The sequence below is a fragment of the Blastomonas sp. SL216 genome (assembly GCA_026625625.1).
GTDB lineage: Bacteria > Pseudomonadota > Alphaproteobacteria > Sphingomonadales > Sphingomonadaceae > Blastomonas.
The window spans coordinates 3,044,119-3,062,797 of record CP113055.1; the positions used below are offsets into that span (position 1 = coordinate 3,044,119).

General features: G+C 57.2%; 25 protein-coding genes. 10 read left to right on the forward strand and 15 right to left on the reverse strand.

What is annotated here, in order from left to right:
- Positions 1 to 6 precede the first annotated feature (6 nt).
- The 5 genes from yghU to OU999_14415 form a co-directional block, all read right to left on the reverse strand.
- On the reverse strand, positions 7 to 894 hold the full coding sequence (gene yghU / locus OU999_14395) for a glutathione-dependent disulfide-bond oxidoreductase (GenBank protein ID WAC22918.1): 888 nt from the start codon (positions 892 to 894) through the stop codon (positions 7 to 9).
- A gap of 203 nt (positions 895 to 1,097) precedes the next feature.
- Positions 1,098 to 1,319: a hypothetical protein gene (locus tag OU999_14400; protein WAC22919.1), complete on the reverse strand. Its 222-nt coding sequence runs from the start codon at positions 1,317 to 1,319 to the stop codon at positions 1,098 to 1,100.
- Positions 1,320 to 1,441: 122 nt separating this feature from the next.
- Positions 1,442 to 2,149 carry an alpha/beta hydrolase gene (locus OU999_14405; GenBank protein ID WAC22920.1) on the reverse strand — a complete coding sequence of 236 codons (708 nt, stop codon included), beginning with the start codon at positions 2,147 to 2,149 and terminating at the stop codon, positions 1,442 to 1,444.
- 164 nt (positions 2,150 to 2,313) lie between these two features.
- A complete protein-coding gene (locus tag OU999_14410) occupies positions 2,314 to 2,778 on the reverse strand; it encodes an SRPBCC domain-containing protein (GenBank protein ID WAC22921.1) in 465 nt (154 codons plus the stop codon).
- A 45-nt stretch (positions 2,779 to 2,823) separates the two neighbouring features.
- Entirely contained in the window at positions 2,824 to 3,207 is a 384-nt protein-coding gene (locus OU999_14415) for a DUF1428 domain-containing protein (protein WAC22922.1), read from the reverse strand.
- A 250-nt stretch (positions 3,208 to 3,457) separates the two neighbouring features.
- On the opposite strand from OU999_14415, the gene OU999_14420 reads away from it, so the two are divergent.
- The 3 genes from OU999_14420 to OU999_14430 all read left to right on the forward strand — a co-directional run bounded on the left by OU999_14420 (position 3,458) and on the right by OU999_14430 (position 5,595).
- Positions 3,458 to 4,126: a helix-turn-helix domain-containing protein gene (locus OU999_14420; protein ID WAC22923.1), complete on the forward strand. Its 669-nt coding sequence runs from the start codon at positions 3,458 to 3,460 to the stop codon at positions 4,124 to 4,126.
- Between the two features lie 77 nt (positions 4,127 to 4,203).
- Positions 4,204 to 5,241 carry a YifB family Mg chelatase-like AAA ATPase gene (locus OU999_14425; protein ID WAC22924.1) on the forward strand — a complete coding sequence of 346 codons (1,038 nt, stop codon included), beginning with the start codon at positions 4,204 to 4,206 and terminating at the stop codon, positions 5,239 to 5,241.
- Positions 5,242 to 5,352: 111 nt separating this feature from the next.
- Positions 5,353 to 5,595 carry a hypothetical protein gene (locus tag OU999_14430; protein ID WAC22925.1) on the forward strand — a complete coding sequence of 81 codons (243 nt, stop codon included), beginning with the start codon at positions 5,353 to 5,355 and terminating at the stop codon, positions 5,593 to 5,595.
- A gap of 416 nt (positions 5,596 to 6,011) precedes the next feature.
- Here OU999_14430 and OU999_14435 read toward each other — a convergent pair whose 3' ends face one another.
- The 4 genes from OU999_14435 to OU999_14450 all read right to left on the reverse strand — a co-directional run bounded on the left by OU999_14435 (position 6,012) and on the right by OU999_14450 (position 8,390).
- Entirely contained in the window at positions 6,012 to 6,272 is a 261-nt protein-coding gene (locus OU999_14435; protein WAC22926.1) for a hypothetical protein, read from the reverse strand.
- 16 nt (positions 6,273 to 6,288) lie between these two features.
- Entirely contained in the window at positions 6,289 to 6,735 is a 447-nt protein-coding gene (locus tag OU999_14440; protein WAC22927.1) for a hypothetical protein, read from the reverse strand.
- Positions 6,726 to 6,965 carry a hypothetical protein gene (locus OU999_14445; protein ID WAC22928.1) on the reverse strand — a complete coding sequence of 80 codons (240 nt, stop codon included), beginning with the start codon at positions 6,963 to 6,965 and terminating at the stop codon, positions 6,726 to 6,728. The genes OU999_14440 and OU999_14445 overlap by 10 nt, the downstream gene beginning before the upstream one ends.
- A 75-nt stretch (positions 6,966 to 7,040) precedes the next feature.
- The gene (locus OU999_14450) at positions 7,041 to 8,390 is read right to left on the reverse strand and encodes a hypothetical protein (protein ID WAC22929.1); all 1,350 of its coding nucleotides are present in this window, start codon (positions 8,388 to 8,390) and stop codon (positions 7,041 to 7,043) included.
- Between the two features lie 10 nt (positions 8,391 to 8,400).
- Between OU999_14450 and OU999_14455 the strand changes: the two genes are divergently transcribed.
- The gene (locus OU999_14455; protein WAC22930.1) at positions 8,401 to 9,993 is read left to right on the forward strand and encodes a hypothetical protein; all 1,593 of its coding nucleotides are present in this window, start codon (positions 8,401 to 8,403) and stop codon (positions 9,991 to 9,993) included.
- A 5-nt stretch (positions 9,994 to 9,998) separates the two neighbouring features.
- Positions 9,999 to 10,718 carry a hypothetical protein gene (locus OU999_14460; GenBank protein WAC22931.1) on the forward strand — a complete coding sequence of 240 codons (720 nt, stop codon included), beginning with the start codon at positions 9,999 to 10,001 and terminating at the stop codon, positions 10,716 to 10,718.
- Positions 10,719 to 10,766: 48 nt separating this feature from the next.
- On the opposite strand, the gene OU999_14465 is transcribed toward OU999_14460, so the two are convergent.
- Complete coding sequence (locus OU999_14465) at positions 10,767 to 11,306, reverse strand: recombinase family protein (GenBank protein WAC22932.1); 540 nt, start codon at positions 11,304 to 11,306, stop codon at positions 10,767 to 10,769.
- 191 nt (positions 11,307 to 11,497) lie between these two features.
- On the opposite strand from OU999_14465, the gene OU999_14470 reads away from it, so the two are divergent.
- Positions 11,498 to 12,001 (forward strand): hypothetical protein, encoded by a 504-nt coding sequence (locus OU999_14470; protein WAC22933.1) that lies wholly within the window; start codon positions 11,498 to 11,500, stop codon positions 11,999 to 12,001.
- 42 nt (positions 12,002 to 12,043) lie between these two features.
- Here the strand turns inward: OU999_14470 and OU999_14475 are convergent, their stop codons facing one another.
- A complete protein-coding gene (locus OU999_14475; GenBank protein WAC22934.1) occupies positions 12,044 to 12,310 on the reverse strand; it encodes a hypothetical protein in 267 nt (88 codons plus the stop codon).
- Between the two features lie 189 nt (positions 12,311 to 12,499).
- Here OU999_14475 and OU999_14480 point away from each other — a divergent pair, with 189 nt between their 5' ends.
- The 4 genes from OU999_14480 to OU999_14495 all read left to right on the forward strand — a co-directional run bounded on the left by OU999_14480 (position 12,500) and on the right by OU999_14495 (position 14,216).
- Complete coding sequence (locus OU999_14480; GenBank protein ID WAC22935.1) at positions 12,500 to 12,886, forward strand: hypothetical protein; 387 nt, start codon at positions 12,500 to 12,502, stop codon at positions 12,884 to 12,886.
- Between the two features lie 352 nt (positions 12,887 to 13,238).
- A complete protein-coding gene (locus OU999_14485; GenBank protein WAC22936.1) occupies positions 13,239 to 13,697 on the forward strand; it encodes a hypothetical protein in 459 nt (152 codons plus the stop codon).
- Position 13,698: 1 nt separating this feature from the next.
- Entirely contained in the window at positions 13,699 to 14,034 is a 336-nt protein-coding gene (locus OU999_14490; protein WAC22937.1) for a DUF3768 domain-containing protein, read from the forward strand.
- A gap of 2 nt (positions 14,035 to 14,036) precedes the next feature.
- Positions 14,037 to 14,216, forward strand: a complete 180-nt coding sequence (locus OU999_14495) for a hypothetical protein (GenBank protein ID WAC22938.1) — start codon at positions 14,037 to 14,039, stop codon at positions 14,214 to 14,216.
- Here OU999_14495 and OU999_14500 read toward each other — a convergent pair.
- The 4 genes from OU999_14500 to OU999_14515 all read right to left on the reverse strand — a co-directional run bounded on the left by OU999_14500 (position 14,209) and on the right by OU999_14515 (position 18,327).
- Positions 14,209 to 15,189, reverse strand: coding sequence for a NotI family restriction endonuclease (locus OU999_14500; GenBank protein WAC22939.1), 981 nt, complete (start codon positions 15,187 to 15,189; stop codon positions 14,209 to 14,211). The genes OU999_14495 and OU999_14500 overlap by 8 nt on opposite strands.
- A gap of 79 nt (positions 15,190 to 15,268) precedes the next feature.
- Positions 15,269 to 16,426 (reverse strand): DNA cytosine methyltransferase, encoded by a 1,158-nt coding sequence (locus OU999_14505; protein WAC22940.1) that lies wholly within the window; start codon positions 16,424 to 16,426, stop codon positions 15,269 to 15,271.
- Positions 16,423 to 16,626, reverse strand: a complete 204-nt coding sequence (locus OU999_14510) for a hypothetical protein (protein WAC22941.1) — start codon at positions 16,624 to 16,626, stop codon at positions 16,423 to 16,425. Before OU999_14510 ends, OU999_14505 begins: the two co-directional genes overlap by 4 nt.
- A gap of 300 nt (positions 16,627 to 16,926) precedes the next feature.
- On the reverse strand, positions 16,927 to 18,327 hold the full coding sequence (locus OU999_14515) for an exonuclease domain-containing protein (protein WAC22942.1): 1,401 nt from the start codon (positions 18,325 to 18,327) through the stop codon (positions 16,927 to 16,929).
- Between the last annotated feature and the right edge of the window lie 352 nt (positions 18,328 to 18,679).

Consider the following 18,679-nt stretch of genomic DNA (forward strand, 5'->3'; position numbering starts at 1 on the left):
GCCGCGTTACTCGGCTGCTGCTGCGGCAAGCTTATCCTGCGTGCGCAGCTCGAAATCGCTGGCATCATGGCGCTCGTGCAGCTGCTGGCTCAGGTCATCGCCAAAGGCGCGGTTGACGATGCGCCCGCGCTTGACCGCCGGGCGTTCGCCAATCTGGTCTGCCCAGCGCAGCAGATGGGTATATTCATGCGCCTGGAGAAACTCGGCCGCGTTATAGACCTGGCCGGTCGCGACACCGGCATACCAGGGCCAGATCGCGATATCGGCGATCGAATAGTCGCTGCCCGCCATATATTCGTGATCGGCAAGGTGCCGGTTGAGCACGTCGAGCTGGCGCTTGGTTTCCATCGTGAAGCGGTCGATGCAATATTCGATCTTGAGCGGCGCATAGGCATAGAAATGGCCGAAGCCGCCGCCGAGATACGGCGCGCTGCCCATCTGCCAGAACAGCCAGTTCATCGCCTCGGTGCGCTTGATCGGGTCGCTGGGCAGAAACGCGCCGAACTTCTCTGCCAGATAGAGCAGGATCGAACCCGATTCGAACAGCCGCACCGGCTCGGGGCCGCTGCGATCCATCAACGCGGGGATCTTGCTGTTGGGGTTGATCGCGACGAAATCGCTGCCGAACTGTCCGCCCTGGCGGATGTCGATCAGCCAGGCATCATATTCGGCGCCCGAATGGCCCGCCGCCAGCAGCTCTTCCAGCATCACGGTGACCTTCACGCCATTGGGCGTCGCCATCGAATAGAGCTGCAGCGGATGCTGGCCGACCGGCAGTTCCTTGTCGTGCGTCGCGCCGGCTATCGGCCGGTTGATATTGGCAAAGGCACCGCCATTGTCCTTGTTCCAGGTCCAGATGGCAGGCGGCGTATAGTCGGCGGGAAAATTGGTCATGGATCGGGCCTTTCGCGATCAGGTCGCGATGCCAGGGCCGGATCGCGACGACAGGGGCGTCATCGGCCAAGATGGACGCGGCGTGGCACCAGTCAAGGGACCAGCAGCGCGGAACCTGCTGCGTGAGCGTTGTGCACATGCGAAAAAGGGCGGCCGTTGCCGACCGCCCCTTCCCGAATCAGTACCTGATTGCCTTGCGGCGATCAGGGGCTGTTGGGCTCATCATCGTCAGAGATGACGATGATGCCGCCCACGACGGCGGCAGCGGCCACGACACCAATGATGATGCCGGTGCTGCCTTCTGCGTCGCTCTCTTCGCTCGAGGCGCTGACGCGGGCTGCGGAGGTCGCAGCCTGTGCCAGAACCGGAGCGCCGACCATGGTGGTCAGAGCAAGCGCAGCCAGTGCGGTCTTTGCAAGTTTCATAGGATTGTCCCTTCAGACATGCTGCTAGCGGCTGCGGTATCCCACAGCTTATTAGCAAATGCAACATGCGTTGGGCGCAATTATAGCGGAATTCACCTCAGTTTTTGGCTGTTTTGAAGCCCTTACAGCATGTCGAGCAGTCCCATGGCCGCCATTTGTAACGGCGCAAGATAAACCGCATCATCAAAGGATACGCTATTGGTCAGCGCATAGAAACGGTGTGCTCTGTCTTCGCTCAGCCCCATTTCACGGTAAAAATTGATATATTCGCGGTGGACGGGATCATCCGAGGGCAAGTCGCGGGCCTCGCGGCCAAGCTCGTCGCGCCAGCTGTGCACGGCGAATTCGGCGTGCGAATCGGCCCTGCGCCTCACGCCTGCCAGGAACAGTTCGACCGCGCCCGAGCGGACCGATCCGCCAGCAGGCACCAATGTCTCGATTCGCGCCTTGCGCAGCATCCGGGCGAGGCGCAGGTTCGCCTCGTCATCCTCTGATCCGGGGCACTCGATCATCCGCAAGGTGCGGATTCCGGGAAAGGCCTGCAGCATGGCGGCAAACTGCCGGGGCGTGCGCGAATCGACCACGCCGATCATGTCGGCGCTGGTCGTATCGGTGACGCGGAACGGGCCGAATGTCGCGAGCGCAGGCGCTGACGGCTCGGGCGCTTCCTGCGTTTCCTCGGTCCAGCTCAGCTCCTCGCGCCAGGCGATGGCATCCGTCTCGATCACCGGCGTGATGATCGTCAGGCTGACCTCGCGCGCCTCGATGCGATGGGGACACAGGATCAGCGCCAGCAAGGCAAGGACGGGCAGGGGACGGAAAAGCGACATGAGCGGGCATCGGCACCAGGTGGATGATCCACCATCGATGCGCCCGCCGATTTGCCTGCAGGTTGACGAACATGGTCAGGCAGAAGCGTTAAGCCCAGGTTATCTCGCGGGCCCGCGCCCCGTCAAAGCCAGCGATTGCAGGGCCTTGGGCCCGGCCAATGTGGTTACTGCCCCTCTGCCAGCGCGGCAAGCTGATCGGCCATCACCGCCCAGCCGGATTCGAAACCCATCGCCTTGTGCTGTTCACAGGCCTCTCTGGTCCAGTGCCAGGTGGTGGCGACATAGCGCGTGCCTTCGCCTTCGGGCGCGATCTCCAGGCAGCCAACCATGAACGCGGTCTGCGGTATCCACCCGCTGCGAAAGGCATCGGTAAAGACGATGCGCTTGCCCGGTGTCACCTCCAGCAGCACGCCATCGCCCTCATGGCTTTCGCCATCGGGGCCGCGCATCATCGTCGCCATCCGCCCGCCCGATCGCCAGTCGATCTCGATGATCTCGGTCCGCCAGGGGCGGGGGCACCAATAGTCTTCCAGCCTTTCGGTCATCACCTGCCACACCCTGTCCGGCGGCGCGGCGATATGGCGAGTGACGCGCAGCGGATAGCCGGGTTCGTCCTGTGCTTCGGTCATGATCTTGGTCCTACCAGCGAGAAGATGGCGCCCTGCTGGGCGCGGTCAGGCGGTCAATTCGACCACGGGAACGAAGCCGCCGAAGATCAGCCGCTTGCCGTCGAAGGGCATGGGGTTCCTTTCCGGGTCCATGCGCGGATCGAGCCTGGCGGGGTCGGTCATCATCTCCTGCATCTTGGCCATCGCGGCATCGCGCGTTGCCTTGTCCGGCCATTCGATCCAGCTGAACAGCACGGCCTCGCCATCCTGCGCCTGGACGGCGCGCCGGAAATCGGTGGTGTGGCCGGCGGGCACATCATCGCCCCAGCATTCGACGATGCGCAGCGCGCCCAATTCCATGAACACCGCATCGCCCATGCGGGCATGTTCGATAAATCTGTCCCGATTGGCTTCGGGGCAGGCAATCACGAATCCGTCGATATAGGTCATGGGTACGGGTCCTTGTCGCAGAAGGAAGGGTCAGGGTGGCAAAGGCACGTTTCAGGCCGAGTCGGCCGCAGCCTCGATTGCGGCGAGGGCGATTTTCACGATCGCTGGAGGGGCAGTCTCGCTCATCGGCGCATCCTCGCTTGGCCCGGCCGCCTGTTTCTGCGACTCGGGGGGCTGTCGTTGCCCAGAGTGACCAGCCGTGTTACAAAAAGCAACTGTTTAGTTATTATTTATAACTTCGGGGGATGGGTTGCCCAAAAGGCTGTATGACGATGCGTGCGGCACCGCGCACGCGCTGGAACTGGTTGGCGAACGCTGGGGGTTGCTGGTGATGCGCGAGCTGATGCTCGGGCCCCGGCGGTTCAACGAATTACGTGCCGATCTGCCGGGGATCAGCGCCAATGTCCTGACCCAGCGGCTGGAAGGGCTGGAGGCCAGGCACCTGCTCGTCCGCCGCCGCCTGCCGCCGCCCGCCTCGGCCCAGGTCTATGAACTGACCCCCTGGGGCTATGAGGCCGAACCGCTGATCCAGATGCTCGGCCGCTGGGCGGCGCGCTCGCCCTGGCATGATCCGACGCTGCCGATCAGCGGCGTGTCGGTGATGCTGTCCTTCCGCACGATGATCGACCGGGCGCGGGTGGGCAAACTCAAGTGCACCACCGGCTTTGTCTTTGGCGACATGACCTATGTCGGCCAGCTCGATTCCACCGGCATCGCCATCGCGCGCGGCGATGCGCAGGGATGCGACCTTGTATTCACCGGAACCCCGCATGCGCTGGCAGGCGCGGTCTATGGCGGGGTGCCGCTCGCCGCGCTGGAAGCCGAAGGGATGCTGCATGTGCAAGGCGATCCTGCGCTGATTGCGCGCTTCCTCACCCTGTTCCCGTTGCCCGAGCGGGTAGAATTGCCTCCGGAATGAAGCAATCGCGCGCTTTTCCCTCGACTCCCTGACATCGGCGCGTCAGGCTCGCTCCCGGAACAAACAGGGGGCAGCGCATGGTCGCCATCGTCCAGACCGTAGCCTATCTGGGGCTGGAGGCGCGCAGCGTCGAGGCGCAGGTCCAGATCTCGCCCGGCATGCAAAAGGGCATCGCGGTGGTCGGCCTGCCCGACAAGGCGGTGGGCGAAAGCCGCGAGCGGGTGCGCGCCGCGATCGCTTCGCTGGGCCTGTCGCTGCCGCCCAAGCGCATTACCGTCAACCTTTCGCCGGCGGACCTGCCCAAGGAAGGATCGCATTACGATCTGCCGATCGCGCTGGCGCTGCTCGCCGCGATGGGGATCATCGATGCAGAGCTGGTCAGCGAATATGTCGCGGTGGGCGAACTGGCGCTGGATGGGCGCATCGCCGCCTCGCCTGGCGTTCTGCTCGCCGCGCTCCATGCCTCGGCGACCGGCCGGTCGTTGATCTGCCCGGCGGTGCAGGGTGCAGAAGCCGCCTGGGCGGGCGGCATCGATGTCATTGCCGCGCCCGACCTGCTCACCCTGCTCAATCACCTGAAAGGCCATGGCCGCCTGAGCCCGCCCCAACCCGGGATAGCCGCCGAGCCTGAACCGGGACCGGACCTCAAACAGGTCAAGGGCCAGGAAACCGCCAAGCGCGCGTTGGAGATCGCAGCTGCCGGAGGGCACAACCTGGTGATGGTCGGGCCACCCGGCGCGGGCAAATCGCTGATGGCATCCTGCCTGCCCGGCATATTGCCGCCGCTGACGCCGCAGGAAGCGCTGGAAGTCTCGATGGTGGCCAGCGTTGCAGGCACGCTGACCGATGGCCGGATCAGCCGGGCGCGCCCGTTTCGCGCACCGCATCACAGCGCCTCGATGGCGGCGCTGGTCGGCGGCGGGCTCAAGGTGCGGCCTGGCGAGGTGTCGATGGCGCATCTGGGCGTCCTGTTCCTCGACGAGCTTCCCGAATTCCAGCGCACCGTGCTCGATTCGCTGCGCCAGCCGCTCGAAACAGGCGAGGTCAGCGTTGCGCGCGCAAATGCGCATGTCACCTTTCCGGCGCGGGTCAAGCTCGCAACACACGTAAACTGAAACACCGGGCGCCTGTTTTCAACCAGTAGTTGAAATAACGTCAGCGTTTCAATTGATTGGTGAGTGTTTCGCCTTCGTGGTATAACAGGTCATTCAACGGGAGGAACACTGATGAGCAGTCGGCAGCTCGACGAAATTCAGGAGCAAAAACAAGCCGAAGCGGTAGCAGCCGCACTCGCCATTTCAGTCGATGATCTCAATGCTCTGGAGTGGGATTTGTCGGCTCATGAGAGCGACGACGGGCTCCTGTATGGCTACAATGTCGAGTTTGGTGAAGGCTCCGATCCTAAGGTGCTGGCTCGAATTCCTGGCCTAGTGAACGGTTCGTGGGTTAGGATCGGCCCTGATCTATAAGGGAGGTTACCTTGCCAGCGTTCTTTGTCCCGATGGTCGAACCCGAGAAGCAGGAGGAGGCCTACGCTGAACTTGCTCGATTAATTGGTGCTGGTGCCCATGCGCCGGGCAGACGCATTTACTCGATGACTTGGAAGCATGACGGTGTTGAGTGGACCGCAACTGTGGGCGAAACGCTGCGCGGGACAGAGACAAAGAAGATCGGACGAGGCAGAGCCGCGACCTACCGGGACATACCGCGCAGGACGGATGATACGGTCTTGGCGATCTACTCAGGCGTGCCTTACATGATCGCTCATGACAACAAGAGCCGATATTGGAACCTGCCAATCCTAGCCGGTGATCCATCTCGAGTAGAGATGTTTGATACTTAGGAAGGCGCTTGTCGGGTGCAGAACCCACTGAAATCAGTGCATTTAGCTTTCATCTGGTGTCGGTGGGCCTTCGACGATAACTTCGTATCCGTTTAGATCGATGTAAACGACCAAGCCACCGGGCTCCGAAAAATCATAGATCGGCGGTTTATCCTCGGTGATCCGAACCGAGATGATTGATCCTGCGCGAAGGCCCTTTTTGTAGCTTGTAGTTTTGATGTGGACGACCGATCCGACGGGCGGCACACAATCAGCTTCCGTGGAGAAAAGCACGCTTCCGCTGAGCGCAAACTGTAACTTCATCTTCTCAGTCCCTTGTTTAAAACACGTCGTCGGTGATCGTTTTTTCACCGCCGTCAACGTCGTCATCCCACGTCAGTTTGACCGTCGCCCGCCGGGGGGATTGCATATGAACGCGCACTTGCAGATTAATGGCTTGATGGGGCTCGAGGGATGGAAAAGGGAACTTATCCATCGTCCCGCCCACGCGAAATAAATCCTCACCATCCAAAACCTCGAAGCGGATGTTTCGAGCCACCCCCTTGCCACGATTGTAAATCCGATACTGATAGGCGGATTTGCCGGTTTTCACGAAGTTGGCTGACAGATCGCCCTTTTTGGCTGCGACTGTTTCGCCAGTCTCCTTCTCGATCAAAAGAGCGTTTAGCCTTCGCGTAAGCTCGTCGCCCTTCCGCTGCCGCCAAAGCGTGAAGCCAGAGAGGCCAAACGCAGCGACTGCCATTACATCACTGATCGTTACTTCCATTTTTTGAACATTTTCGAGAAGTCGGCCTTCACGTCCTTCAGCACCTCTGCCTTCAGGGCATCCACCTCGGCTTCAATGCGAGCGCCGTTCGCTTCCCGCAATTCGTCCTTCGTCATCACTCGATCACATCGGACGCAACGCACTTCCGGATCGCCATCATCGTGCTCGAAGCTCTCGCCTCCGCAGGTGGGGCATTGGTAAGTGATTGATCGATCGTAGTTGTCCTTCATACGTTCTATCTCCGCTCAGCTCTTGGAACAATAACAGAACATATGGAAACTTGACTAGGCATATTCTCCGCACATTTAGTGCTTGAGGGCGTGCCGGCACTCGCGAATGAGTTTATCGGGTTGGTCCGACGTGAAAACCATGTCGATAATGTCGCGCACGATGCGCGCGCGTGGCGGAATTCTCAGCTCATCGCTAGGATGGAAGAACGTCTGGTGAGCTAGTTTCATCCCCTGGACGAGTGCTTCGATATTGTGGTTCGCAACGAGGTCGAAACTGGCCGTGTCCCAAGGGTTTCTCTTAGCTGCATCGACGCAGACATCGCCAACTGTGACCTGCCGGGAAACGGCGGTGTCAGCGGCATGGAAGCGAGGCCGATAACCAAATTCAGCCTCTCTGGTGCGAGGCAATTTCAGGACGCCTGAACCGAGATAATCGCCCAAACCCTGCTGACTTCCGACAAGCGACGCATCGCCGACGCCTGTGCCGACCATCGACCAACCTTTCTGGTCGAGGAAAGCGCCGCAATAGACTTGGTAATTGGCCGACATCAGCGAATGGCTGGCACTGTCGAAACTGAACTGCAGGGCTGAATGGATATGACGGCGCACGGCGCGCTGCACAACCGTGTAGAGGCAGGCCAGATCGAGTTCTGACTTGCCCAGAATGTGGACCCATTGAGCATTTTCCAGCAGGCCGTCGTCGCGCAGATCGATCAGCCTTTGCAGAAGCAGGCTGAAGTCCTCGCGATGGCCAGCGGCAAAGGACCAGCCCTCGAACGCATAATGCTTTACATGCTCATACCATGCCTTGCTCTCTGCCTCGGTTCGCCCCTGAAGGACGTTGAGGAATTTGGTCGCGCCGGGTGTGCGCTCGACAACAAATTGTTGGTTGTTAAGCGATGTCTGGACCAGTGCGGCGTTGAAGTCCTCCGCCTGTCGGTTGCTGGCAGCGCCCTGTTCGATAAGGGGGCCATGGCCTTCTTTGCGAAGCCGTTCAGTATGTGTGGCGATCTGGCCGCTCTTGATGCCGCCAGTCGGAAAATCCAGCACCATCGAGAAATCGGTGTTGGCCTGCATCCATCGCATCATGCGTCGGACGGTTTCGGGACCACGATATGTGATTTTGCCGGTCTGAACCTGATATCCGCCGCTGTCCCCCACTACGATCGAGCGGCTCCGGTCACGCGCGCTGACGATCGTGGGTGGATCGTTCTCGTGGATAGATTTGGCGGCCTGACCCGCGCTAAACAGCGCCCACGGATAGTGGAAAAGCTTGCTCTGGGGATCGAGGAAATTGAGGTCCTGCGCGGCGAATGGCAGCGGTCGGCGGAATGATCCGCCGTGGGCGAAACGGGCATAGCCAAAACTGAGCGCGGGTAGATAAATGGCGCAATTTTCGAAGCTGTTCTCGTAGGATACGGTCATTCGCACTCACTTGATCGCGCGCATGGTGAGCGCCTCAGTTACTTTCTCGAAATCTTTGGGGCCTAAAGATTTCCAAACCTTTAGCCCGGAGTTCACCATGTCATCAGCCGCCCCCGCGATCAGCAACAGCGAGACGGCGGACAACGCGAATGGAGAGTTATTCAGGCAGATAAAGGCGCTCGCTGGAGAATTTGAAAAACGGGACATCAACGCAAAGGACGCTCTCTATGCTGCCTTGGAAGCATTATTTGCGTTCGTGATGAACCTTGAAACCGAAGCCGAGCGACGGCAATTTATCCAAGTGCAGGGCGGCAACTGGGGTAAGGTCGCTCGGGACAATCCCTTTCAACCCTTCGTCAAGCTCGCCTTCGACGGTGACGGCATAAGCGATACCTCGCGCAGCCAATATGCTTCGGTTCTACGATATGCCGAGTTCGCCCGCGACAAAGCCATGCCGCTGGCTGACTGGTTGCGAACCTCGGGCGGCATCGATGGGCTTTATAAGGACGCTATCGACTTTTTCCCAAAGCCGCACAAGCACATCGAGCAGGCAAAACTCGAAGCGGCGGTAAGATCGATCAAAGAGCGACAATTGAGCGAAAAGTTCGATATCCAGACCGCCGATGTCGCGGAGGGTTACGTTATGGCGCTCCTGCACGTCGATGCGAAGGGCAACGCGCATGTCGTAGAATATACGGAGCGTGATCAGGCCAAGCTGGATGGTCTGTTTGAGAAACTCGCCAAGGCAGAAGTGAAGAAGGCAGTGGAAGCTGAGAAGCCGCTATTCGCGCTGTGCCGCGCAATCCGCCTGCTCACCAGCATCGTTCCGGCGGGTAAATCAAACACGGATCGGCTCATCACCTTGTCGCGGCAGATCGATGAGGATGGCGGCGTTGCTGTCATGGTTCGAGCCATCTCTACCGCCTATGAAGGACCGCTTGGCGAGGTGTTACTCGGCGATATGATCGATTGGGTGCCTGCCGATGGTTTGTTGGCACTTGGACAATCCGACGCTGTGCGCTTCTGTGAAGCTTTCACCTTGAGCGGGGGATGGGCGTTTGATGGGCGCATGTTGGCTCATGATGCTGCAACCGTTGCAGACATCATTTTGCTCGACAGCATCCCCGCCGTCCCGAAGGGCAAATCCTATTTCAAGCGTCGGGCTGACTTTCAGCAGATCGCTCCCATCATCGTAGAGTGTGACGGCGCAGTTGGATTTCAGGGCCAGTGTCGGCGCAATGCCAAGGGTAAGGCATATCGTGGCGTCCTTACGCTTGATTGGACGGGGCAGCATCTGCGCTACCAGCCATATGCGGCAGGCGGTGCCAGTCACGATATTTTCGGATTGAACATTGATCCAAAGTTTGGAGATGACCGTATGTTCGGTTGTGACATGCTCGTCGGCCTGTGTGCTATTGCTGATGAACTTCAATCCGACCTGACAGGGTGGCTGGTGAGCACGCCGGAAGAAGACAACTGCGCGATGCTGATCGACCATGTGGCGGGCAAAGATCGGATCAACATTGTGATGCCGCTCGTGAAAACGGCAAACGGACATACCACACAGACAAACGTGGCTTTGCCCACTCCCGCGAAAGTTTGATAGCCATGAAGCATTCGTCTTCAACGAATGAATTGCCTCTAGAATGGGGCAGCTTCCTCGCCGCACTGAAAAGCTATATCGATGATATGAAGCCAAAGATCGACGAAATATATGACTATCCATTTTTCACGCCCGATGATTTTGCATGGGAGCGCGGCACACAGGCTCAGAAAAATGTAGCCCTGCGAAAGCACTATAACCTTAAATGGCTTGCCGCTAGCGAACAGGATTGCCTCGCCAGCAAGGAAGCTATTACGCGCCAATATATAGTCAATTTTGGCGGTATCAGGAAAAACTCGGACGAGAGAATTAGCCGCTACGCGCAGGCTTCGGACGAGGAATTGGCCCACGGGAAGCTCGCCGGTGTAGCGTCATGGTCAAAGGTATTGTCAATTCGCGATCCCGCGGCTTATGCGATCTACGACGCACGGGTGGCATTTTCGCTTAATGCTCTACAGCTGCAAAGGCTTGGACATGTAGGCGTATGGTTCCCGCTCCTTCCCACTCAGAACGCTACATTAAAGCGGGTTCAGCGGCCATTTGCCAACATCAAGCCCAAGTTGGAACATCGCATAAAGTCTAAGTTTGCTTATCGTCGCTACATGGAGGCGTTAAGCCACGCGGTCGGTAACGGCGCTCCCGATGACGGTGAGATGATCTTGTTTGCCGTGGCACCGAAACTTGCTCGAGATTGGGCAAGCGCCAATATCCCCGCAAAAGCGTAACGATCAGCGATCTTGCAGAGTTTGCAGCCTGCCCGATGAGCATTAGGATCAGGCAGGTGCAATGATGCGATAAACACTGGTCCTGCTTACGTTGAGTTGTCGCGCAATGGCACTGGGGGAAAATCCTTCACCGTTGAGGCGATGAATCGTCTCGCGGTCAATCGACGCAGAGCGTCCTCGATATGCGCCTCTTGATTTAGCCTTCTCAATACCGTCGCGTTGGCGCTCTCGGCGCAGATCGTTCTCGAACTCGGCGACAGCTCCGAGTATAGCGAGGGTCAATTTCCCTGTGCTGGTCGCCGTGTCGATGGACTGGCGCAAGCAATGAAATGCGACGCCCCGCGCAGTCAGCTTTTCCAACATGGCATAAAGATCGGTGAGGGACCGCGCGAAGCGATCCAGGCGTGAAACGACCAGCGTGTCACCATCCCGCATGAACTCCATCATTTCAGTCAGCCCGGCGCGGGAGGTGTTGGTGCCGGTTGCTTTGTCGGTGAAGATGCGTTCGCAGCCATGCGCGTTGAGCTCGTCCAGCTGGACGTCAAGGTTCTGGTCAGTTGTGGATACACGCGCATAGCCGACGATCATGCTGCCTCCTGTAGCAATAGGGTCTTTGACCCGCATCGTCTGTTGTCACATTTGCAAGAGAGCAACCTTATTGTGACAGAATTTCAGGGCGTTTGTGCTGTCGCGCATGGGTAAACCCATAAAGTGTGCGGGCGGGGCCGCGCCTTCCCTGATATATTATCAGTTAACCCGATTTTGCTATTTGTCGCGTCATGAACGATATGCCCCGCGATCTACACGTCAGCGAAAGCTTAACGCGAGAGCAATGGCTGGAACGCGCGCATGTGTTTCGCAGCAAATTGATCGAACGGTGCGCGCAGGTTGAGCGGTGGGCGACGAAGGCGGCCAATTCAATCCTGCCACCTGCAACCGGGAAGTCACGACCCGCGATGGTTCTGCTGGGACATAAAATTGAAGAGGTGCGTGATCTTGCACGCAAACACCCCGACCGCTTTGGCAACGCCGTCAAAGTGATCGAGCGGCTCAATCAATTCCAGCCTTATGCTGAACTTCGGAGCGAACTGGCTCATGCGACAACGGAAGTTGTCATCCTCGAAAATGGCGAAGCGCAATTGCAGTTCAATAACGCCGGGCTGTGCCACCAGCTTATCGAGCGCAGGATTGTGCTGACCGGCGAAGCAGCGAGGCAAATAGCCAAAGATTTGGCGGACCTGACCAATCAGATACAGCAGCTAAGCACGAAGCCCAGCTCTTAGTCCGACCGGTTGGTCATTTTTTGGGGACCAAAGTTTTTACGGTCAGAGGCAGCGGTCAAATGCCGCGATCATGGCCCGCTTTGCAAGGGCCGCAGCGTCGTCGGCATCCTCCGGCAATCCGGCTGCCCTAGAAATATCGGTCAGACGTAGAGCGGTCTTCACCAAAGAGCGCAAGCTGGGACGCGCTCCAGAACAGCGAAGATAGTCATAATAGCGCGGACTATGGCCGAGATATTCCGTCGAGAATATTGCGTGGTTGTGTGCTTGTCCTGTATTGTGAAGAAATACAAAAACGTCGTCGAGGATCATACTGCGCGCCTCCATCAAGTGCGGGAACGCTTGTATTTATCCTCAGATCGACCGCCCCGGATAAATAGAAAAATACGAGGCCGCTAACGAGAGAGCCGAAACAATCGGCCGGAAGGAAACTGTATGATACCTACGATAACCGGAACACCGGATACTGAGGCGCGCTATCGGGCGGGCCTCATCTCAACGATGACAGATTTTGCCCCGACGCTATTTGTCACATTCGTTTTCAATCGAGCCATCACTATCAGCAAGGCAGAGGGGGACCTGACGAAGTTTCGCCGCTGGGTGTATCGCAGCGCCACGGGCAAGAGGCGCGGCCCCGGCGGTGAGATGCCGTATATGGCTGCCGTCGAACATGAGGGCACCAACCTCCATATACACGCCCTTTTCAATGTGCCGTCCGACCTGATCCCACGCTTCGAACAGCATGGTCCACGGCTCTGGCAGAAGATTATGAAGAGCGGCAATCTCGACATTCAGGCCGTATCCGACGTGACCGGCGTCGCGCATTACATCACCAAAGAGCTGACCACCGGCACCAGCCACCAGCTCCTTCTATCCCCCACCTCTTAAACTCGCCCGCTCTCCCCTTGGCCGTGCTGGGGGACAACGGATCGTGGCCACCGCGAATATGTTCACTGCATCGTCGTTCAGATGGTGCAGTGAATAGTATTGGAAGAGTAGATAGATCGACACACCATCAGCCACACAGGCAGATGAAGAACCACAGACACATTATACGAGACTGGTAACAACCAAACCAGACCCTCACGATGCTGATACGAAGCATGGAAAGGGGTATATCTGTGGTTACGGCGAATGAATTAATTTCCTGATATTTCTGGTAATTAACGCCAATCTTCGGTCGTCCTTTTGGACGACGACGTTATCGCTTCGCCTTGTCCGAAACAGCAAGGAGATGCTCATGTCGATCCTCAAGTCCCTCAAACTTGCCGCTGCCACACCGGCAAATCCCGGTGCGTCCGAACATTCCTTCCGCACCAAGCTGCTGCGCTACCTCGAAGAGCAGCGGGCATTGGCGGAGGCGGAAATCGCAGGAACGCCGTTTCAGGCAACCAAGAAGGTCACGCGCACCAACGAGGCGGGCGAAAAAGTCCGCGTTGAAGCAGCGCGACAGATCCGCAAGGGCTGGTTCAAGGACGCCGGTGGCAAGCTGTTTTTCCAGCTTCGCTACGGCAGCAAGCCGCTGGAATTTGCCAAGGGCATGAACGCTGTATCCGTTCAGGATATCAGTGAACTGCCGGTCATCATCGGCTCCATCATTGATGCCATCAACGCAGGGGAGCTTGATCCGCAACTGACGGCGGCCATCGCGGAGCGCAAAGCCAACTTTAAGCCCAAGGCAAAGAAGGCAGCAGCCTGATATGGCGGATATGGTGAGGCGGGCAGCGATTGCCCGCCTCAACGACCGCCTACGCACCACGGGTCTCGGCGGCTCGATATTCATGACCGCCGGTATCGCGGCATTGCCAGAGGCAGTGCGAAATGCAGCCATCTTGGCCGTGCGCCAGTTCTCCGCATTCACCCAGGACAATGACCCGCATGGCGAACATGATTGCGCGGTGCTGACGGTGCAGGATCAGCGGGTCATCTGGAAGATCGACTACTATCCGCGCGATGATACCGGGAGTGATCCTGACCCAGCCGATCCGGCGACCACGAAGCGCGTCCTAACGATCATGCTGGCGGAGGAATACTGACCATGTGGCGCTACCAGCTCATCGATTTATCGGAACAGCATATCCGGCAACTTCGCCTGCTCATCAAGCTCAACCGTGCAGAAGCCTACGTCATCGTCAGAACCGATAAGCCTTGGCCACCGGAGATACTGCTCCATCCGCGTCAGCATGACGCCAAGATTGCGCGTGAGGCCATCAACTGAGTTCTTCGCTGTGCTCTACAGTCATATCCTGACCGATTGCGGATTTGCCCAAGCGCAAAACCTTTTTTCGAGCTTGAGCTGTTTTTTCTAACAAGAAATTATCGATTTGGCCCTGAAACGCTTCTTGGCTCAAAGGTATTGCTGCGGTTAGCGCCTCGATGGAACTTTCAAGCGTGGTAGCAATCGTGTCTGCCAACTTCAACTTGCCGGTCGTCTCATCATATTCCACGACGAACCAAACAATGTCGCAGTTTGAAAGATGTTTGACGGTCACAAAGGAGCCAAGCGACGATCGGAAAGGTGTGTCGATGACCACAGACATTTTTTTCCCCCATCGCCGCAATGTTGGAATTTTTGTTTGAAGTTGCGGCATCAGCCTTTTTGGGCCTGACGATCGGTAATCAGGCCTCCGGTTTGCATCCGGGAAGATATGTTCAGATGGGTCTTCATATTGCTTGATGTGTCCTCCCATACCTTCGCCTGAGAAATACACTGCTTGAAGCTCTAACGCGCACCACCGGGAACTGTCTGCTGGATCGATTAGGATGCTATCGATGCGACCAACAGCCTCACCTTCCTTTTCCTCGATCTCGTCCAAGCCCACAGCAGACGTGAGGAACTGCACTTCTTTCAGAACAATTGGTGTTTCAACGTTCAGAATTTGGGTGCCGACGATTTCGAAGATGAAGTTATCCTCCCAAAAACGGGAAGGGCATAATGTGACAAGCGGCCCATTGTGCAAGACGGTCCCGTTGCCTTGCAAAGTTCGCTTTTGGACTGTGCAGATACCGCCTTTTTTGTTGCAGGTGGCTCCCGGCTGTGCAGCTTGTCGGAACGGGCAAGGCAACCCCGAGAGCTTGGCGGACCCCATCGATGCGAGAGCTTTAAGTTCATCCGCTGTGTAATCGTTTATGCGCCGACCATACCACTCTGCTATGCCGTAACGGCTACGTTCTTTTCCTGCCGTCGCCACTCAAATTTGCCCCTAAGTTATCCACTCCAGGGACAAACTACACGCTAATTTGAGCGAGGAAAGGGGTTAGTCGTGGCGGCTAGCAGGCCACCGCAAGAGAAGGGCGAAATCCATCACCCGCCTCGGTGCGCTCCGACGCATCTATGAGTGTTTCCGCAACTCTCTTTCCGAGAATTGGCGGGACAGCATTTCCGACTTGAACATACTGTTCGGTCCGACTGCCCTTGAACACGAATTGATCCGGGAATGATTGCAATCTTGCTGCCTCCCGAACGGTTATCGAACGATCCTGCGTTGGATGAATATAAGCTCCCCAATGGACATCGCATTTGGTCAAAATTGTGCATGCCAAATCGGTGGGACGAGGACGTCCATAACGCTTGGTATGATCGCTACGTTTTGCTCTTTTCATGCCTTCAGGCAAAAGGTGGACTGGTATGTCGCGCCACGATCCCCCCTGCGGAATGTGCTGCATCCGCAGCATATTCGTCTGTGACAACTTCGATGCTGAGTGATTATGAACTAACTCCGCACTGCCCCGCAGTTCACGTTGATATTCATTAACAGCGCCAGTGGCATAAGGCAGCAGCTCGGCGGCTTCGCCATTTGCTAGAACTGGCAGGTCCGAGATCGCATCCCAGATTGTGACAAACTTTTCTCGATCTGAACCATGTGTTGCATCGGGAAACAAAATTGGCGCGTCGGTTCTGGTTGCGATAAAGAAAACTCGCCGCCGCTCCTGTGGCACACCGTATTCTTCAGCCTTCAGAATACGTTTTTTCACCCGATACCCCAATGTCCCCATACCGCGCTCGATCTCATCAACGATTTGCCCGCCTGCGATCGAGGTGATGCCCGTCACGTTCTCCATGACTAACCACTTGGGCCTTAAGCCATCTACGATACGGAGATATTCGCGGAAGAGACCCGCGCGCGGATCATCCACGCCCCGCTGATGATTATATACCGAGTAACCTTGGCATGGTGGGCCTCCAACTAAAACGTCAAGTTCACCCTTCTTAAGCCCTGCTGCCTTCAGCAAAGCTTGCGTGCTTACTTTTTGTATCGGTCCTCCGAGAAACTTGGCTTCGTGATGAGTTGAAGAAAACGTTGCCCCTGAAGGTTCGTCATAGTCTTGACCTGCAAGCACATGAAAACCGGCCTGTCGAAATCCTTCAGACAGACCACCAGCGCCGCAGAACAAGTCCACGGCTGTCAGATTAGGTCGGTTGCTCATGCCATTTTCCTGCGTTCACGAGGAAGCGCAAGCGGAAGCTGTGCATCTTCGTTTCGATATTTCATCATAAATTCAATTATTGCCTGCCGCCCAACCCAAGCCATCGACACGTTATGGCGTTCGGCTAGTGCCAGCAATTCTTGGTGTTCGGCATCGGAAAGGCCCACCGATAAGCGAGGCGGCTTTGTAGCAGATATCATGTCGCCCCTCTCTCGCGGCCTAATCTGCTGCAATGTGCAGCACGTTGCAGCATCATGATGTAAACTGCTGCTGATAGCAAGCCGGGATGGGGTCTGATTTTGCATAAAGCGATCAGAACATATCAGGAACATAAACGCAATGTGTGTTTGCTAATAGGGTTGTTGTCATGTGGTCCCTGAAGGCAAGCCGTTCCTGCCCTATGAGGGTCAAGAGGGGCCTTTCTAACTTGTCGGGGGCCTGGGTTGCGAGCGGGTTGGATTGACCCTGTGAGATGCTGATAGGAGCTTCGTGAGGGCGCGCTAGCAGGACGCGCTGAGAATTCTTGTTACTTGCGCCCGATCAGCGAGATATTTAACAACGGCATCGAGAATAGCCGCTTCGTCGCCATTACCTTGTTCCATCCGCGCCACTGCTTCGGCTTGAGCATCGGCAATGGTCGTCCATGCGGTTTTCTCATAGCCGTCACCTGCCAGACGCGCGGCTATCTTGGCAGCAATCTTTGCGCGAATGTTCTCCGGCAGCAGATCAGGGCGGTGTTCATAAATCAGGCGACGGCCCAGTGCGATAAGCCGAACGTCGCCAAACCCTTCAACGATTGCGGGTCGATCTTCCCAAGCGGCAAGGTGAAACGCTGCCATCCGGTTCTCATCGGCGCGCCCGACGAAACCAGAGTAGATTTGCTCTTCGACAAATTCCGATGCGGGCCGGTCCTGCTTGGCGGACAGGCGAATTAACCGCGCACAGAATTCTGTATCGGCCTGTATCCTATGTGCGCGCTCCAACAGGTCGCCAGCAGCATCACCACCGAAATGCTCATATTCGGACAATGCTTGCAGGGTCGGCGCGGCATTTGTGCGAATACGCCGGACGGGTTTTGGTGAGCGTGTAAGCCACGCGGCCAACTCTTCATCAGTCATGGCGCGAAGCTGGTCAATGTCGATAGCGAGGTTCAGAGCAAGCACGGTGCCAGCGTTGCCGGGTTCGTGACCTATCTTGGTCAGCGCGAATTGGTAGGGAAGATTATAGAAGCTTTCCGTGAGGATGAAGCACGGCTCCGCATTCAGAAGCGTTGCCACGGAAGCCTTGTCCGATAGATGAACGGCATCAGCCCATAGCTCAGGCGCGTTGTCACGGATCAGCCGAGCAACATGAATTGTTGCTTCTACATCGGCCAGAGCATCATGAGCGTTCAGGTGATTGAAGCCGTTTTCCGGTGCTAATCGGTCCAGCCTGAATGTGGGTTTCCCCTTGTCACCGACCGGCACGATGATGGCGTCCGGCACCAAGACCGACGCGGCTTGCGCGATCTTTAGAATATCGATCCGGCAATTGCCGCCGGTATTCGTCAGATATGGCGAATGTAGCGACTGGTATAATGCCTGACGCAGCAAGTGCTCGTCAAACCCAAGGGTGTTCCAGCCAGTGAAGATGCTCGGCGACCATGCCGCCAACTTCGCCCGGATTTCGCACATCATTTCATAATGGCTGGGTAGGGCAGGGTCGGTAATCTGCTCCATCCTGATCCGCGTGACGCATAACGCACCGGGTGATGGCACGATGTGCGGCATCAGGCGGCATCGGATTTCAAAGCGGTCAATTTCGTTTAGGTCATCATCGGTGCAGATAGCGGCAAACTGAAGAATTTGATCGAAACTGGTGTTCGTGCCGGTCGTTTCCGTATCATAGAAAACAAACCCCATTGATCGCCCCGCTTGTCTCAAATTCCTGACGAAATTAACGCCGCCAGTAAATCACCGTGCCCGACGAACCTGCCGTCCCGATCACGTGTTTCACCTCGCTCAATATCATACCAGCCAACCAGCCTGCCATTTTTGTCGCGGCCAGTGTTTCTTCCTCCGGCGCGGTCAGACCAACCCAACAAAAGACCATTTCTGTCTCGAAACACCTGTCGCATCGTTTTGCCTCCTAAGTTGAGGCCGTTCGATCAAGCGTCTTAGGCGCTAAGCGTCAACCTTCGAAAAGTTTGGTCCCCAAAAGACTTATGGATAGACCCGCTTCGAAGAGGGCAAGAGTAAAGAGCGCAGACCGAAA